Annotated in this window: 15 protein-coding genes; 1 reads left to right on the top strand and 14 read right to left on the bottom strand. The window is 69.4% G+C overall.

The genetic code is table 11. The features are described from left to right. Window positions 1-3 precede the first annotated feature (3 nt). Window positions 4-465 carry a hypothetical protein gene (locus tag QFZ47_RS03545; protein WP_307654315.1) on the bottom strand — a complete coding sequence of 154 codons (462 nt, stop codon included), beginning with the start codon at window positions 463-465 and terminating at the stop codon, window positions 4-6. 129 nt (window positions 466-594) lie between these two features. Here QFZ47_RS03545 and QFZ47_RS03540 point away from each other — a divergent pair, with 129 nt between their 5' ends. Next, window positions 595-1,140, top strand: coding sequence for a DUF4256 domain-containing protein (locus QFZ47_RS03540; protein WP_307654314.1), 546 nt, complete (start codon window positions 595-597; stop codon window positions 1,138-1,140). A 30-nt stretch (window positions 1,141-1,170) separates the two neighbouring features. Here QFZ47_RS03540 and QFZ47_RS03535 read toward each other — a convergent pair whose 3' ends face one another. From QFZ47_RS03535 to QFZ47_RS03475, 13 genes are all read right to left on the bottom strand, one after another. Continuing rightward, complete coding sequence (locus tag QFZ47_RS03535; RefSeq protein WP_307654313.1) at window positions 1,171-2,967, bottom strand: tannase/feruloyl esterase family alpha/beta hydrolase; 1,797 nt, start codon at window positions 2,965-2,967, stop codon at window positions 1,171-1,173. A 384-nt stretch (window positions 2,968-3,351) separates the two neighbouring features. After that, window positions 3,352-3,486 carry a hypothetical protein gene (locus QFZ47_RS03530; RefSeq protein ID WP_307654312.1) on the bottom strand — a complete coding sequence of 45 codons (135 nt, stop codon included), beginning with the start codon at window positions 3,484-3,486 and terminating at the stop codon, window positions 3,352-3,354. A gap of 36 nt (window positions 3,487-3,522) precedes the next feature. Then, window positions 3,523-3,732: a hypothetical protein gene (locus QFZ47_RS03525; RefSeq protein WP_307654311.1), complete on the bottom strand. Its 210-nt coding sequence runs from the start codon at window positions 3,730-3,732 to the stop codon at window positions 3,523-3,525. Between the two features lie 16 nt (window positions 3,733-3,748). Beyond that, entirely contained in the window at window positions 3,749-5,959 is a 2,211-nt protein-coding gene (paoC, locus tag QFZ47_RS03520) for an aldehyde oxidoreductase molybdenum-binding subunit PaoC (protein WP_307654310.1), read from the bottom strand. Between the two features lie 5 nt (window positions 5,960-5,964). After that, window positions 5,965-6,915 carry an FAD binding domain-containing protein gene (locus QFZ47_RS03515; RefSeq protein WP_307654309.1) on the bottom strand — a complete coding sequence of 317 codons (951 nt, stop codon included), beginning with the start codon at window positions 6,913-6,915 and terminating at the stop codon, window positions 5,965-5,967. Then, on the bottom strand, window positions 6,912-7,553 hold the full coding sequence (paoA, locus tag QFZ47_RS03510) for an aldehyde dehydrogenase iron-sulfur subunit PaoA (RefSeq protein ID WP_307654308.1): 642 nt from the start codon (window positions 7,551-7,553) through the stop codon (window positions 6,912-6,914). The genes QFZ47_RS03515 and paoA overlap by 4 nt, the downstream gene beginning before the upstream one ends. Window positions 7,554-7,772: 219 nt before the next feature. Next, window positions 7,773-8,735 carry an AraC family transcriptional regulator gene (locus QFZ47_RS03505; protein ID WP_307654307.1) on the bottom strand — a complete coding sequence of 321 codons (963 nt, stop codon included), beginning with the start codon at window positions 8,733-8,735 and terminating at the stop codon, window positions 7,773-7,775. Window positions 8,736-8,868: 133 nt separating this feature from the next. Continuing rightward, window positions 8,869-9,858, bottom strand: a complete 990-nt coding sequence (locus QFZ47_RS03500; RefSeq protein ID WP_307654306.1) for a Bug family tripartite tricarboxylate transporter substrate binding protein — start codon at window positions 9,856-9,858, stop codon at window positions 8,869-8,871. 22 nt (window positions 9,859-9,880) lie between these two features. After that, window positions 9,881-11,119 (bottom strand): SDR family oxidoreductase, encoded by a 1,239-nt coding sequence (locus QFZ47_RS03495; protein WP_307654305.1) that lies wholly within the window; start codon window positions 11,117-11,119, stop codon window positions 9,881-9,883. After that, window positions 11,119-11,664: a nuclear transport factor 2 family protein gene (locus QFZ47_RS03490; protein WP_307654304.1), complete on the bottom strand. Its 546-nt coding sequence runs from the start codon at window positions 11,662-11,664 to the stop codon at window positions 11,119-11,121. The genes QFZ47_RS03495 and QFZ47_RS03490 overlap by 1 nt, the downstream gene beginning before the upstream one ends. Then, complete coding sequence (locus tag QFZ47_RS03485; RefSeq protein WP_307654303.1) at window positions 11,661-12,041, bottom strand: VOC family protein; 381 nt, start codon at window positions 12,039-12,041, stop codon at window positions 11,661-11,663. Before QFZ47_RS03485 ends, QFZ47_RS03490 begins: the two co-directional genes overlap by 4 nt. Beyond that, window positions 12,038-12,796, bottom strand: coding sequence for an SDR family NAD(P)-dependent oxidoreductase (locus QFZ47_RS03480; RefSeq protein WP_307654302.1), 759 nt, complete (start codon window positions 12,794-12,796; stop codon window positions 12,038-12,040). The genes QFZ47_RS03485 and QFZ47_RS03480 overlap by 4 nt, the downstream gene beginning before the upstream one ends. Further along, window positions 12,793-14,931 (bottom strand): acetate--CoA ligase family protein, encoded by a 2,139-nt coding sequence (locus tag QFZ47_RS03475; RefSeq protein WP_307654301.1) that lies wholly within the window; start codon window positions 14,929-14,931, stop codon window positions 12,793-12,795. The genes QFZ47_RS03480 and QFZ47_RS03475 overlap by 4 nt, the downstream gene beginning before the upstream one ends. Between the last annotated feature and the right edge of the window lie 8 nt (window positions 14,932-14,939).

Genomic DNA, 14,939 nt, shown 5'->3' with positions numbered 1-14,939 from the left:
CCGCTACCGGCGATACATGTAGGCCTGCCCTTCGACGCCGTGTCCGAGGTGCGTGGCAGCCGACGAGACCGGGTCGAGCCTGCAGCACGCCTCGACCGAATCGGCATGCGATTGCGGCACCACGATCATGACTTCGGACACGCCCGAATCGAAGGCGTAGTCGACCAGGACATCGGCGACCTGCGTCAGCAGCTCTGCGGAGGCATGCGCCTCGTTCAGCGTCACGCAGACATGCCCGATGCCCGCGACGGCCGCGGCATGCGGCTCGAGGATTGCATTGGCCATGCCGATGCGCTCGCCGTCGTCGGAGAGGACGTCGAAGAAGACCACGGGCGCGCCGGTGGCCACGAAGGTCTTCTGCGAGCGGGCGGCGATCTGGAACCCCTCGCCCACCATCCTGGCCGGAAGACCGATCTCTTCCTGCGGCGCCGGGGCACGAAGCAACGAACGGGCTGGACTGGTCATGATGAGAGCTCCATCGGCGAGCCATTTCCTGCACGGACCAAAAGCATAATCCCGCGCGCCGCGCATGTCATCTGGCAAACTGTCACGCGCACGGCACAGCTGCAACCGATCCGGACTCATCGAGAAACCATGAAGGCGCAAGAACGCGAAAAGCTTCTCGAGGCGCTGCAGGCTCGCTTCGAGAAGCACATGCACCGGCATCAGGCCATCGCGTGGGCCGGCGTGCGAAGCCGGCTCGAGGCCCATCCCGGCGCGCTGAAATCGCTGCGCGAAATGGAAGCCACGGGCGGCGAGCCCGACGTCATCGGCCGCGACGAAAAAACCGGCCTCCTCACGTTCTGCGATTGCTCCGCGGAGACGCCCGCAGGCCGCAGGAGCCTCTGCTACGACCGTGAAGCGCTCGACGCCCGCAAGGAACACAAGCCCGAGAGCAGCGCGGTCGAGATGGCCGCGGCCATGGGCATCGAGCTTCTCACCGAGGCGCAGTACCGGGCGCTGCAGACGCTCGGCGAATTCGACCTCAAGACCTCGAGCTGGATCAGGACACCACCTGAGATCAGGGCGCTCGGCGGCGCCCTCTTCGGCGACCGGCGCTATGGCCGGGTGTTCGTCTATCACAACGGCGCGCAGTCGTACTACGCGGCCAGGGGCTTGCGCGGAGCGCTTCGGGTGTGAGGCCGCCCCTGGTGTCCAGCCGCCCGCCTACTACCTGCAAGCGAAGCTGGCCGCCGATTCGAGGTCGCCGCCGACATAGGTCGCCACCTTCGGGTAGGGGCACAGGGGCCGCGTCCGCGCGGCCGACCAGCCGGCGGGCAGCTCCGCGTTGACCACATTGGCACCCGCCCCGCGCGCGGTGGCGACCACCGAATCCGGCGCCTTGCCCTTCTCCACCCAGGCGACCAGCGGCGTGAGCATGTCGAACTGGTCCGTCGCCGGGCCCCGTCCGCAGTGGTTCATGCCGGGCACCGGGAAGAAGCGCGCAAAGCCGGAGGCATCGCCGCCATTGGCCGCGCGCAGCTCCTCGTACCAGCGCGTCGTGTCGTCCGACGAGAACACCGCGTCGCTGGTGCCGTGGTAGACCATGAGCTTGCTGCCGCGGTCGCGCAGCGCCGCGAGGTTGCTCGGGTTCGGCGGCGTCATGAAGGACATGGCCGATTCCGTGTAGAGCGCCGTGGTCGCGAAGATGGCCGGCGCATCGGCGTCCATGCTGAAGCCCAGCGCAAAGTCGATGCCCGAGGGGCGGCTCGTGCCCAGCGGCGGCGAGCTGAACACGAAACCGACCGCGGCCGTGTCCAGGTTCTGCGAGTTGGAGAACTTCCATTGCCGCCAGTCGGCGCCGTTGATGCCCGCGTCATAGGGAAAGCCGCTGTAGAGCGCGGTGCCCGCGGTGTTGCGCGCACCGCTGAAGACGTTGTCGAGCACAGTCTTCTGTGCGGCCGTGAGGCAGCTGCCGTCGCGCGCGCCGCTGCAGGTGGGCACGTCGGTGGCCAGCTTGAAGACCGTCTTGCACGCCTGCACGTTCGCGATGATGCCGTCGGCCGCGCCGTCCAGTGCGTCGCATTTGGACCGCACCGCGCCGGCGACCGTGTCCATCTCCGCCTGCGTGAAGGCCGTCTGCAGGTCCGGCTTGCCCGCCGAGGTGTTGGCGGTCGTCACCTGGGCGTACTGCTGCACGCCGTAGAGCTGCGCGACCGCGGCCTTCGGCAGGTTGAAACCGGGGTCGCCCGCCAGGATGCCGTCGTACGCGTTGGCGGACCGCGCGGCCGCCACCATCGCATGGCGGCCGCCGTTGGAGCAGCCGCCGAAATAGGAGCGGTCGGCCGCGCGGCCATAGGCCTTGGCGATCAGGTTCTTGGCCATGGGCGTGAGCTGCGCGACCGCGTTGTAGCCGTAGTCCAGGCGCGCCTGCGGATCGATGCCGAAGACCGGGATCTGCGCGCCCGAGTGGCCCGCATCGGCGCTGATCACGGCAAAGCCCATGTGCAGCGCCGTGGTGGTGGGCGACCCTCCCCCGACGCTGCCCGATGCCGGCGCCACGTTCCCGTCCAGCCCGCCGTTGGCCTGGTAGAAGAAGCGCCCGTTCCAGTCGACCGGCAGGCGCATCTCGAAGCCGATCGCATAGGTGCGGCCGTCGACGCTGCTGGTGCGTTCGTTCATCTTTCCCTGCACCAGGCAATGCGCTGGCGTGGGCGTGCTCACGCCGGCCACGGTGAACGTGCCGGCCGCCACGGAAGTGATGCTGGTGTAGGCCGTGCCGCTGAAGGCGGCCTTGCCCGCAAGATCGCTGCACGACTGCAGCGTGCCGGGACGAGCCTCCGGCGAAGAGGTGGGCGGCGGGACCACGGGCGCCGGGGCCGGCGTGTCAGGTGCGGCCGGAACAACCGGCAGGAACGAAATGCCACTCCCACCGCCACCGCCACCTCCACCGCACGCCGCCAGCAACGCGGCCGCACCCACCACGGCCCATGCCGGCCGCCATGACGATGACACGATGTGATCCATGCTTGTCTCCTCGGCCGGCGGCGTTTCGTCGGCCTTAAAGGTTATTGAAGATAACCAATGTAGTTTTAATCAATAACCAAAAAACGAGGAAAAACCCGGATGCCAAGGATTCGAGCCCGAGGCCGAAGCAATAAGTGTTAGTTCGACCGCGACCCCCTACAAGCGTTACTTCAAGGCGGCCGACTTGCAGCTGCCGCGCGATACGTTGAAAGACAAGGACGTGTCGGTGAGCCTGGCGCTCTACTGCGTATGAGCTGCTTTACTCGGGCGTCTCTCGGCTTGCCGCGCCGTTCTGATGGGCCAAGCAACTGCGCGAGGGACGGGCATAGCCAGCCTCAGCGCAGGCACGCAGGCGAGCTGCGCGAGTTCCCGACAGGTGCAGCGTCATCCTTGGCGATCAGATTCCGGCTGAATTGCCAGGCACACGAGCAGGCGCACATCGCCTTGCGCAAAATCGTTGTCGAACCAGAACGCTTCGATGCGTTCGCGGTCTGAGGCAAAGTTGCGCGCGTAGTGCACGCGCCAGCGACGCCCTCTTCTTTGCGGCCAGCCGTTTCAGCCGGCAGTGCCGCCGGAACGCGCTTTGCGCTTCAGTTTCAGCTCCGCCAGACCTTCCAGCGCATCGACCGTGCGGCCGGCCTGCACATCCGCCAATCCCTGATCGACCTCGTCCAGCAACAGCAGGTGGTAGACCGATGCATCGTCTTCCCAGGCGCACTGGACTGCCCGATGTGTTGAATATCGGTCATGCAGGACGGCTGGCAAGACCGCGCTTCCCACCTCACACCACCGGCGGCAACCGATCCAGCAGCTTGTCGAGCGTGATCGGATAGTTGCGCACCCGCACGCCGGTGGCGTTGTAGACCGCATTGGCCACCGCGGCCGCGACGCCGCAAATGCCCAGTTCCCCGACCCCCTTGGCTTTCATCGGCGAGGAGATCGGGTCCGTCTCGTCCAGGAAGATCACCTCCTGGTGGGGGATGTCGGCATGCACCGGCACCTCGTAGCCCGCCAGGTCGTGGTTGACGAAGAAGCCATGCCGCTTGTCGAGCGCCAGGTCCTCCATCAGCGCCCCGCCGACGCCCATCGTCATCGCTCCGATCACCTGGCTGCGGGCGGACTTGGGATTGAGGATGCGCCCGGCGGCGCACACCGCGAGCATGCGCCGAACACGGATCTCGCCGGTGGCCGCGTCGACGCCGACCTCCACGAAATGCGCGCCGAAGGTGGACTGCTGGTACTTCTTGTCCAGGTCGCCGTACTCGATGCCGTCCTCGGCCGCGAGGCCGTTCGCGCCCGCCGCTTCGGCGAGCGGCACCGCACGCTCGCCGGCGCGCACCATGCCGTCCGAGAACTCCGCGTCGGCCGCGGAGAAGCCCAGCTTGCTCGCCACCGCTTCGCGCAGCTTCATGCACGCCGCATAGACGCCCGAGGTCGAATTGTTGCCACCCCATTGCCCGCCGGAGCCGGACGACACGGGATAGGCCGAGTCGCCCAGGCGCACGAGCACCCTGTCGAGCGGCACCCCCATCGTCTCGGCGGCGGTCTGCGCGATGATGGTGTACGACCCGGTGCCGATGTCGGTCATGTCGGTTTCCACCGTGACCATGCCCCGGTTGTCCAGGCGCACGCGCGCGGCCGACTTCATCAAGAGGTTGTTTCGGAACGCCGCGGCGACGCCCATTCCCACGAGCCAGCGCCCGTCGCGCTGCTGTCCGGGTGCCGCGTTGCGCTTGCTCCAGCCGAAGCGCTCGGCCCCCGTGCGCAGGCATTCGATCAGCCTGCGCTGGGAAAAGGGACGCTCGGGCTTCTCCGGGTCGACCTGCGTGTCGTTAAGCACCCGAAACTCGACCGGGTCGAGCGCGAGCTTCTCCGCCATCTCGTCCATCGCGATCTCCAGCGCCATCATGCCCGGCGCCTCGCCCGGCGCGCGCATGGCGTTGCCCTCGGGCAGATCGAGCACGGCCAGCCGCGTGGTCGTCAGGCGGTTGGCGCCGGCATACAGCAGCCGGGTCTGGTTGACCGCGGTTTCGGGCTGTCCGTCCGGCAGGTCGCCGGACCAGCCTTCGTGCGCGATGGCGGTGATCTTGCCGTCCCTCGCGGCGCCGATGCGGATGCGCTGGATGGTCGCCGGCCGGTGCGTGGTGTTGTTCATCATCAGGGGCCGCTGCAAGGCCACCTTCACGGGCCGCTTGGCCGCGCGCGCGCCCAGCGCGGCCAGCAGCGCATCCGCGCGCACGAACAGCTTGCCGCCGAAGCCGCCGCCGATGAAGGGCGAAACCAGCCGCACGTTCTCCTTCGGAATGCCGAGCGTCTTGGCGACGTCGCCGACGCCCCAGTCGATCATCTGGTTCGAGGTCCAGATGGTGAGCTTGTCGCCCTTCCACTGCGCAATGGAGGCGTGCGGCTCCATCATGGCGTGCGACTCGTCGGGTGTGGTGTAGGTCGCATCGAGCTGCACGGCGGCCGCGGCGAACACGCCGGGGAAATCGCCTGTCTTCGTCTGCGGCGCGCCGGAAAACGGACTGGGCTTGGGCATCGGCGCCGCATCCTTTTCGGCCGCCAGGTCGAAGCGCCCCGGCGTACGCGCGTACTCGATGCGCAGCAGCTGCGCCGCGGCGCGCGCCTGTTCGAAGCTGCTGGCCACGACGAGCGCGACCGCCTGGTGGTAGTGGTCGATCCCGGGCCCGCCCAGGAGCTTGGCCGTATTGAATTCGCCCTTGCCGAGCTTGCCGGCATTGCGCGCCGTGACGATGGCCAGCACGCCCGGCGCCGCGCGCGCGGCGTTCAGGTCCATCGAGGCGATGCGGCCCTTCGCGATGCCGGCGCCCACCACCCAGCCGTAGGCGGCATTGGGCACCTCGGTGTTGCGTTCATAGGCATAGCGTGCAGTGCCGGTGGTTTTCATCGGGCCGTCGATGCGGTCGGTCGGCTTGCCGATGATCTTGAGCTGGTCGATGGGATTGGTGGTGGCGGGCGTGTCGAATTTCATGATGATCAGCTCCTTGCCTGCACCAGCGCCGCGGCCAGCGTGCGCTCGGACAACGGCAACTTGAATGCGTTCTCGTGCGTCGGCTGCGCGCCGGCCAGCAGTTGCGCGGTCACGGCCTTGGCGCCCTGCGGCATCGCCGCCTCCGCGGCCTCCACGCGCCACGGCTTGTGCGCCACGCCGCCCAGTGCAACGCGGCCCGAGCCATCGCGCTGCACGATGGCCGCAACGGAAACGAGCGCGAAGGCATAGGAGGCGCGGTCGCGCACCTTGCGGTAGATCTGCGTGCCGCCGATGGGCCTGGGCAGCGTGACGCCGGTGATCAGCTCGTCCCGCTCCAGCGCCGTCTCGATGTGCGGCGTGTTGCCGGGCAGGCGGTGGAAGTCGGCAATCGGGATCACGCGCGTGCGGCCATCGGGGCGCACCGTCTCGACCGCCGCGTCGAGCACGCGCATCGCCACGGCCATGTCGCTCGGATTCGTCGCGATGCAGGCCTGGCTCGTGCCGACCACCGCATGCTGGCGCGTGATGCCGCCGATGGCGCTGCAGCCGCTGCCGGGCTGGCGCTTGTTGCAGGGCTGGGCGGTGTCGTAGAAGTAGGGGCAGCGCGTGCGCTGCAGCAGGTTGCCCGCGGTCGTGGCCTTGTTGCGCAACTGGCCGGAGGCGCCGGCCAGCAGCGCGCGCGACAGCACGCCGTAGTCGCGCCGCACGCGCTCGTCGGCGGCCAGGTCGGTGTTGCGCACCAGCGCGCCGATGCGCAGGCCGCCTTCGGGCGTGGCTTCGATCCGGTCCAGCGCCAGGCCGTTCACGTCGACCAGGTGCGGCGGCGCCTCGATCTGCAGCTTCATCAGGTCCAGCAGGTTGGTGCCGCCGGCAATGAACTTGCCACCGGGGCTGCGCGCGACCGCGGCCGCGGCCTGCGCCGGCGACTGCGCTTTCTCATAGGTGAACGGCTTCATGTGCGGCTCCCGGCCACCTCGGTGATGGCATCGACGATGTTGGAGTAGGCGCCGCAGCGGCAGATGTTTCCGCTCATGCGCTCGCGCAGCTCTTCGGCCGACAGCAGAGGACGCGCGGTGAGATCGGCGCTCGCGTGGCTCGGCACCCCACGCTTGATTTCGTCGAGCACGGCCACCGCCGAGCAGATCTGGCCGGGCGTGCAATAGCCGCACTGGTAGCCGTCGTGCTTGACGAAGGCGGCCTGCAGCGGATGCATGTTCTGCGGCGTGCCCAGGCCCTCGATGGTGGTGACCTGCCCGCCGTCATGCATGACGGCGAGCGTCAGGCAGGAATTGATCCGCCTTCCGTCGGCAATGACCGTGCAGGCGCCGCACTGGCCGTGGTCGCAGCCCTTCTTGGTGCCGGTGAGGTTCAGGTGCTCGCGCAGCGCATCGAGCAAGGTGGTGCGCGTATCGAGCTGGAGCGAATGAGCCTGCCCGTTGACGTTCAGCGAAAGCTTCACGCGCGGTCCTGCCGCCGCCGCGGGCGCAGCCTGCGCCGCCTCGGCAGGCGCAGAAGAAGAAACCGCCGCAGCGGTGGCGGCGCCGGCGATGAGCGCGTCGCGCCGCGAGATCAAGGGGGTCGTGGGACTGTCCATGTCGGCTCCAGTGGTTCGAAGTTCGGGTACGTCGGCCATCGTTGCTGATATCACGAGCCATCGGCGGTCGCAATAGGAGAAGGGAGGCGGTGCACCTGCGAACAGTTTCATCGTGTCTTTGGCTCCTCATTTTTCTAGCGCCATGCGGGGATGGATAGCGCATTTCGCTTCTTTTCTTGCCCAATCCGCTGAGGTCGCAACCTCCTGTGAACGGAAGTCTTATGCCAGGCTCGCCAGCCCTTGCCTCTGCGCACCGGTGCCCCTGGCGGTCTCTCGCAGCACCTCGATGTCTCGCTTGGGCGGGGCACCGAACAACCGGCTGTACTCGCGGCTGAATTGGGAGGGACTTTCGTAGCCGACCCTGAACGCCGCACCCGCCGCATCGAAGTGTTCGCTCAGCATCAGTCGTTTCGCTTCGTTCAACCGCAGCCATTTTTGATACTGCAACGGGCTCATCGCGGTGAGCTGGCGAAAGTGGTGATGGAAGGTGGGTGCACTCATCTGTATGCGCGCTGCGAGTTCGTCGATGCGAAGCGGCAGGGCGTAGTTCAGCTTCAGCCAGTCGATGGCCCGCGCGATCCGGTAGCCCTGCCCGTCCACCGAGGCGATCTGCCGCAGCCTCGCGGCCTGGTCGCTCATCAGCAGCCGGTAGTGGATCTCGCGCTGGATCAGCGGTGCGAGCACGGGAATCGCGTGGGGCTCGTCCAGCAGCTCGAGCAGGCGCACGAACGGGTTCAGGATCGCAGGCGTTGCCGCGCCGATGCCCACCCCCACGCCGATCGGACGGTCGCGCGGCGGCGGCAGGCCGCCCTGTGCGATCAGCTCGGCCAGCATGCGCACATCGAGCTTCAGCATCAGACCCAGGCAGGGCTGCCCGGGGCTTGCCACCTTCACCTCCGAATTGGCAGGCACGTTCAGCGAGGTGATGAGGAAACGCGAGGTGTCATAGGCATAGGCTTCGCCGCCGACCCACATCTGCTTGGCGCCCTGGGCAACGAGCAAGATGCTCGGCTCGATCATGCAGACGACGGGCGGCGCGGGAACATCGCGCCGAAAGAAGCCGAGGCCGGCAACGGTCGTGTCATGGTCGCCCGCGCCCGGCGTGTGCGCGCCGATGATCTGCGCCATCGCCTCCTGCGGCGGCCCACACAGCGCCGCCGTGTCGTGATGTCTGGATGCCATGCTGCTTGGAGCCTCCGCGAAAGACTCTACCTCGCCAGCCCAAGCCTCATTCCCCAAAAAAGGGCAAAGCCAGAGGATCAGGCAAGAAATCCAGCGAAATGCGCAATCGATGGACTGTGGACCCCGCCAACACTCAGTCGAGCCGCAGCTTCGCGACCTTGGCCAGAGACTGCCAGGCCGCGAGGTCGCGGCGCACCGTGGCCGCGAACTGGTCTGCGTCCTTGATCGGCGGGCGCGGCATGTTCTGCGCGGCGAACTTCTGGATGATCTCGTCGGCCGAGAGGATGCGGTTGATCTCCTGGTTCAGGCGCACGACCACCTCGCGCGGCGTGCCGGCCGGTGCAAAGACGCCGTACCAGCCGTCCGCATCGAAGCGGTAGCCCTGCTCGGTCAGGGTGGGCACGTCGGGCAGCGCCGGCCCGCGCGCTGAGCCCGTGCAGCCCAGCGCCCGCAGCTTGCCGCTGCGGATGTGGGGCACCGGCGAAGCGATGTCGACAAAGCCCACGCCGATGCTGTTGCCCAGCAAGTCGCTCAGCAGCAGCGAGACGCCCTTGTAGGGCACGTGCACCATGTCCATGCCGTACTGGGCCTTGATGCCCTCCATCACCAGGTGGCCTGTCGATCCGCTGCCCCAGGAGCCATAGGCCAGCTTGCCGGGGTTGGCCTTGGCATGGCGCACCAGATCCGCCAGCGTCTTGATGCCGGTGGCCGGATTCGCCACCAGCAGGATGCCCGCGGCGCCGACCTGGGCGACAGGCAGCAGGTCCTTCTGGGCGTCGTAGGGCATCTTCGGCTGGATGACCGGGTTGATGGCGATGGCCGAGGACGGCGACAGCAGGATCGTGTAGCCATCGTGCGGCGCCTTGGCGACGGTGTCGTTGCCGATCAGGCCGTTGGCGCCGGGCTTGTTGTCCACCACCACGGGCTGTCCGAGAGCCTGCTGCAGCGGCCCTGCCAGAAGGCGCGCGAAGATGTCCGAACCCGCGCCTGCGGGGCCGGACACGACCATGCGGATAGGGCGTGCCGGCCAGCCGCCGGCTTCGCTGGCGCGCAGCGGCGCTTGCAGCGCGAGCAGGCCCGCGCCGGCGAGCAGGCTGCGGCGGGAAATGACGGTTTCGATCATGCGGTGTCTCCTTGTTTCTGTTTCAGCGTTCGGCCGCGCCGGCGCCGGGCCGCAGCACCTGCCCGGTCATGAACTGCGCGCGCGCGCCGGCCACGTAGCCGAGCAGCGGCAGGCAGGCCTGTGGCGCGAGGCCGGGCGTCGGTTCCAGCGCATTGATGCGCAGTCCATGCGCACCCCATTCGGCGGCCAGCGTGGCCACCAGCATGCGGGCCGCTTCGGCGTCGCCGGCCAGCGCCCAGGGAAGATCCGGCGCGGGCCGCGGCAGCAGCAGCGTCAGGCTGGCCAGCGCCGCATGGCGCGCCCGGAAGCAGCGCGCCGCATCGAGCACGGCATCGAGCTGCGCACCCGGCGGCGCATCGAGTGCACGGCCGTCGACGACGGCGGGGTAGCTTCGGCGGCCGGGGCTGCCCGCATGCGAATGCGCCCACCCAGCCAGTGCGGCTTGCCAGCCCGGCTCGCGCACCGCCTCGCCATGCGGCTGCAACGGCAGCTCGAACGGCAGTGGCCGATGCTCGCATGGCGGCAATGGCTGGCTGCCGCCGCAGATGGAGGAGCCGCCATCGAGCATCAGCAGCTGCCCGGTGAGCACGCGCGCGCCCGCGCTGGCCAGGAAGCACAGCGCCTCGGCCATGTCCTCGGGCTCGGCCATCCGGCCCACGGGAATCTTCGAGATTGCCTGCGCCGGATTCAGCCGGCCGCCATCGATCAGGCGCTGCACGAGCTCGGTTCGCACGAAACCCGGCGCGAGCGTGGTCACCGTCCAGTCGGGCCGGGCTCGCGCCAGCGCCCTGCCCTGCGCGATCAGCCCGGCCTTGCTCGGGCTGTAGAGTCCGCGCCACGGAATGGCGCGCAGCCCCGCGCCGGACGCCACGTTGACGATGCGCGCCCCCGCCCGAAGCCGCGGCGCACAAGCCTGCACCATGCGGGCCGGGGCCGCCAGGTTGAGCGCCAGCAGGCGTGCGGCCGTGCCGTCGTCGTGGCCGGAGGTGGCCTCGGCGCCGCCGGCCGACAGGCCCGCGTTGTTGATGAGGGCATCGAGCGGCGGAATCTCCTGCCCCAGGCGCTCGATGCGGGCGGCATCCGTCAGGTCGGCCACCAGGCTCAGCGGCCGCTCGGCCCCGGCGGGCCAGAAGGCTTCGAGGCGCTGCAGCGCGTGCGCATCCGCATCGACCAGGACGCAGCGCCATCCCGCACGCGCGAGGCCCAGTGCCGCCGCGCGGCCGATGCCGCCGCCGGCGCCGGTGAGCAGGACCGTGGCCATCAGGCGCCCCGCATTGCGCGCAGCAGCGCGTACATGGCATCGTGCGGTGCCGCGGTGCCGACCGGCTGGCGCGCGCCGAACAGAGCGGCATCGGCCTGCTTCAGTTCGGGCCGGGTGCGCTCCTCGATCCAGTCATAGATCACCGTGCGTGCGGCCACGCGCCACTCGCCGCCGCGGCGCTCGAAACGGTCCGCATAGCGGCCGCACAGGAAGGTCTCGCGCTCGGGCTGCGCGGCCGTGGCCTGCAGCGCGAAGAAGCTGCTTTCCACCGCCGCGGCATCGCCGTGCAGCTCGATCAGCACATTGGTGATCTGGTGGACGCGGCGTCCGCCCTGCCGCAGCTTTTTCAGCGCCTGCTCGATGAAGCCGGTGGCGCTGCCGTTCCAGGCGCCGTGGCAGTCCGTGGCGTCCTCCCAGTAGGCCGAGCGCAGGGCCGCCTCGTCGCAGCGGTCGATGCCGCGGCAATAGCGCAGCAGGCAATCGCGGATCGCCTCGCGGTCCAGCAGGGCCTGCAGCGTGGCCGGCGCTTGCACGGATGCACTCATGCGGCCGCAGGCGCAGCGCGCCGGAACAGTTGCACCAGGTTGCCTTCGGGATCGCGCAGCGACAGCACGGCGCCGTGGACGCCCATGTCGCGCAGGCCCAGCACCTGCCCGCCGGCCGCGCCGATGCGTTCCGCTGCGCCCTCGAAGTCGTCCACCTCCAGCACCATCACCAGCCCGCTGGTGGCGGGCGCTGCCTCCTCGAGGCAGGCCAGCGCCACGCTGGTGTTGCCCACGCCGTACTGGATCCAGCGGTCGCCATCTCGGAACTTCATCGGCAGGCCCAGTGCGCCTTCGTAGAAGGCATGCAGGCCGGCCGGCTCCTTCGCCACGACGAACACGTTCTGCACCCGCTTGGGCGGCCGGATCGCGGCGCTCACAGAGAGGTCTCCGAAGCGCCGCCGTCCAGGCGCAGCACGTCCGCGTTGAAGAAGCGCGAGGCGTCGCCGGCCAGAAAACAGATGGCGTCGGCGATGTCTTCCACCGTGCCGAGGCGCCCCAGCGGCGTGCGTCCGATGCGCCGGGCGTCGAGCTCCGCATTGCGATGCTTGGCGGTACCTTCGGTGGGCACCGCACCGGGCGCGACCGCGTTCACGCGGATGTTGCGCGAACCCAGGTCGGCGGCCGATGCGCGCGTGATGCCCAGCACGCCGGCCTTGATGCCGCTGTAGACCACCGAGCGCATCGGCGACTTGAACGCCGCGATGGAGGCCACGTTGATGATCGAGCCGCCGCGCTGCGCATCCATGGCCTCGGCCGCGGCCTGGATGCCCCAGATCACCGACTTGAAGCCGATCTCCACCATGCGGTCCATGACCTCCGGCGTGATCTCGGCCAGCGGCTGGTAGCGCACCCAGGCGGCGTTGTTGACCATGACGTCCAGCCGGCCGGCCTCGCGTGCGAACTGCGCCACGGCCTCGCGCATGCCGTCGCGCGTCGAGACGTCGCAGGGCAGGCCGATGGCTTGGCCGCCGAGCGCGCGGATCTCGGCCACGGCCTCCTCCACGAACTCCGGCTTCAGGTCGTTGATGCCGACGGTCGCGCCCAGGCGCGCCATGGCGCGCGCGGTGGCGCGGCCGATGCCGTGGCCGGCGCCGCTGATGAAGGCCGTGCGGCCTGAAAGAGACGTGGTCATAGGTGGGCTTTCGTGAGGGGTTCCTCGGGCACCAGCAGGGCGTCCAGCGCATGAGCGCCTCGCCCTTGGTCCAGCACCATCAAGGGATTGATATCGATCTCGGACACGCTTTCGGCATGGCGCACGGCGAATCGCGACAGCGCCACGATGGCCTTCGCCGCCGCCATCACATCGGCTTTCGGCCGGCCGCGCGCGCCGTCGAGCAGCGGAAAGGCCTTGAGCGAGCGCAGCATGGCGGTGGCCTGCGCCTCGTCGACGGGCGCGGGCTGCAGCGCCACGTCCTTGAAGATCTCGGCAAAGATGCCGCCCAGGCCGACCATCACCATCGGGCCGAACACCGGGTCCTTCTTGGTGCCCAGGATCAGCTCGACGCCGCCCTGCACCATCTGCGCGACCAGCACGCCGGCGATGCGGGCGCCGGGCGCCTTCAACGCCACGCGCGCCAGCAGCTGGTCGTATTCCTCGCGCAGCTGCGCTTCGGAGCGCACGCCGACGAACACGCCGCCGACCTCGGTCTTGTGCGCAATATCGGGCGAGACGATCTTGAGCACCAGCGGAAAGCCCATTGCGCGCGCGGCGGCCAGCGCCTCGTCGAAGCTGGCCGCGATCGCCTCCCGCGGCACAGGCAGCCCCGCCTCGGCCAGCACGGCCTTGGCGCTGGCCTCGGTCGCGAAGGCCTCGGCGGCCAGCGGCGCGCGCGCGATGGCCGGCGCAGCAGCCCGTTCGGCATCGCGCGCACCGAAGCGCAGCAGCGCAGCCACCGTCGCGCAGGCCGCATCGATGCCCTCGACCACCGGGAAGCCCATCGCGTTGAGCCGTGCGCGCACGTCGTCGGGGGCCCGCGCGCACAGCAGGATCAGCCGCACGGGATGGTCCTTGCGCACCTGCGCGAGCGCCTCCAGGAACACGTCGCGCAGCCGCGGCACGTGGAAGGCATTGGCCGACTGCAGGATCAGTGCGTCGCAGCTGTCGTCGCGCGCCACGGCATCGAGCATCTGCGCCAGCACCTCGGGCCGGCTCGACACCTGTGCCGTCATGTCCACGGGATTGGATGGCGCGGCGAACGGCACGGCCGACAGGATGCGCGCCTGCGTCTGCGCCGCCAGCTTGGGCAGCGCGAGGCCCTGCGCGCTGGCCGCATCGGCCAGCAGCACGCCGAAGCCGCCGGAGGCCGTGAGCACTGCCACCCGGCGGCCGCCGGGCACGCGCGCCGGACCGACCACCGACAGCGCATGGCCGACCTCGAGCAGCAGCTCGATGCTGGGCACGCGCAGCGCGCCGCCCTCGCGCAGCACGGCATCGAACACGGCGTCCGAGCCGGCCAGCGCGCCGGTGTGCGAGGCCGCGGCCGCGCTGCCGGCCTCGGAGACGCCGACCTTGAGCACCACCAGCGGCTTGCCGGCCGCGCGCGCCATCGCCATGGCCTGCCTCAGCTTGGCGCCGTCGCGGCAGGTTTCCATGCAGCACAGGATCACGGACGTGCCAGGGTCGGCCGCCAGCGACGCGATCGCGTCGGCAATGTCCACGTCGCATTCATTGCCCGTGGTCAGCATGCGGCTCACGCCCAGGCCTCGCTCGCCGGCCAGCCGCAGGGTGAAGCTGCCGAGGTTGCCGCTCTGCGAGACGATGCCCACGGAGCCCGCCGCGGGAAAGGATGATTCGAGTGCCACCGAGAAGGTGGCGATGCTCTTGTCGGGCACGCCGATGGCGCCCAGGCAGTTGGGGCCGACGATGCGCATGCCGGTGGCCCGCGCCACCTCGCCGATGCGTTCCTGCAGCCGGCTGCCCTCCTCGCCCATTTCGGAGAAGCCGGCGGACAAAATGACCGCGGCCTTCACGCCGCGCCGCGCGCAGTCCTGCACCGCCTCGAGCACGCCCGCGGGCGGCACCGCAATCACAGCCAGCTCGGGCACCTCGGGCAGCTCCGCCAGGCTCGCATAGGCCTGCAGCGACTGCACCAGGCCGGCCTTGCGGTTGATCGGGTAGATGCCGCCCGCATAGCCATACTTCTGCAAAAACTGCAGCGGCCGGCCGCCGATCTTGGTGACGTCGTCCGAGGCGCCGAAGATGGCGATCGAGCGCGGCTTGAACAGCGCGTCGAGGCCGTAGCCCACTGGCACATCTTGTTGCTGCATCTCAAATC

This window comes from Variovorax paradoxus, from assembly GCF_030815975.1.
GTDB classification, from domain to species: Bacteria; Pseudomonadota; Gammaproteobacteria; order Burkholderiales; family Burkholderiaceae_C; genus Variovorax; species Variovorax paradoxus_N.
This window is presented reverse-complemented; position numbering and strand designations above follow the sequence as displayed.

Excerpts from the sequence above, each read along its gene's own strand:
- QFZ47_RS03500 (WP_307654306.1), bottom strand. The coding sequence starts at position 9,858 with ATGATCGAAACCGTCATTTCCCGCCGCAGCCTGCTCGCCGGCGCGGGC.
- QFZ47_RS03505 (WP_307654307.1), bottom strand. The coding sequence starts at position 8,735 with ATGGCATCCAGACATCACGACACGGCGGCGCTGTGTGGGCCGCCGCAG.
- paoA (WP_307654308.1), bottom strand. The coding sequence starts at position 7,553 with ATGGACAGTCCCACGACCCCCTTGATCTCGCGGCGCGACGCGCTCATC.
- QFZ47_RS03480 (WP_307654302.1), bottom strand. The coding sequence starts at position 12,796 with ATGACCACGTCTCTTTCAGGCCGCACGGCCTTCATCAGCGGCGCCGGC.
- QFZ47_RS03495 (WP_307654305.1), bottom strand. The coding sequence starts at position 11,119 with ATGGCCACGGTCCTGCTCACCGGCGCCGGCGGCGGCATCGGCCGCGCG.
- QFZ47_RS03490 (WP_307654304.1), bottom strand. The coding sequence starts at position 11,664 with ATGAGTGCATCCGTGCAAGCGCCGGCCACGCTGCAGGCCCTGCTGGAC.
- QFZ47_RS03475 (WP_307654301.1), bottom strand. The coding sequence starts at position 14,931 with ATGCAGCAACAAGATGTGCCAGTGGGCTACGGCCTCGACGCGCTGTTC.
- QFZ47_RS03545 (WP_307654315.1), bottom strand. The coding sequence starts at position 465 with ATGACCAGTCCAGCCCGTTCGTTGCTTCGTGCCCCGGCGCCGCAGGAA.
- QFZ47_RS03535 (WP_307654313.1), bottom strand. The coding sequence starts at position 2,967 with ATGGATCACATCGTGTCATCGTCATGGCGGCCGGCATGGGCCGTGGTG.
- paoC (WP_307654310.1), bottom strand. The coding sequence starts at position 5,959 with ATGAAATTCGACACGCCCGCCACCACCAATCCCATCGACCAGCTCAAG.
- QFZ47_RS03515 (WP_307654309.1), bottom strand. The coding sequence starts at position 6,915 with ATGAAGCCGTTCACCTATGAGAAAGCGCAGTCGCCGGCGCAGGCCGCG.
- QFZ47_RS03540 (WP_307654314.1), top strand. The coding sequence starts at position 595 with ATGAAGGCGCAAGAACGCGAAAAGCTTCTCGAGGCGCTGCAGGCTCGC.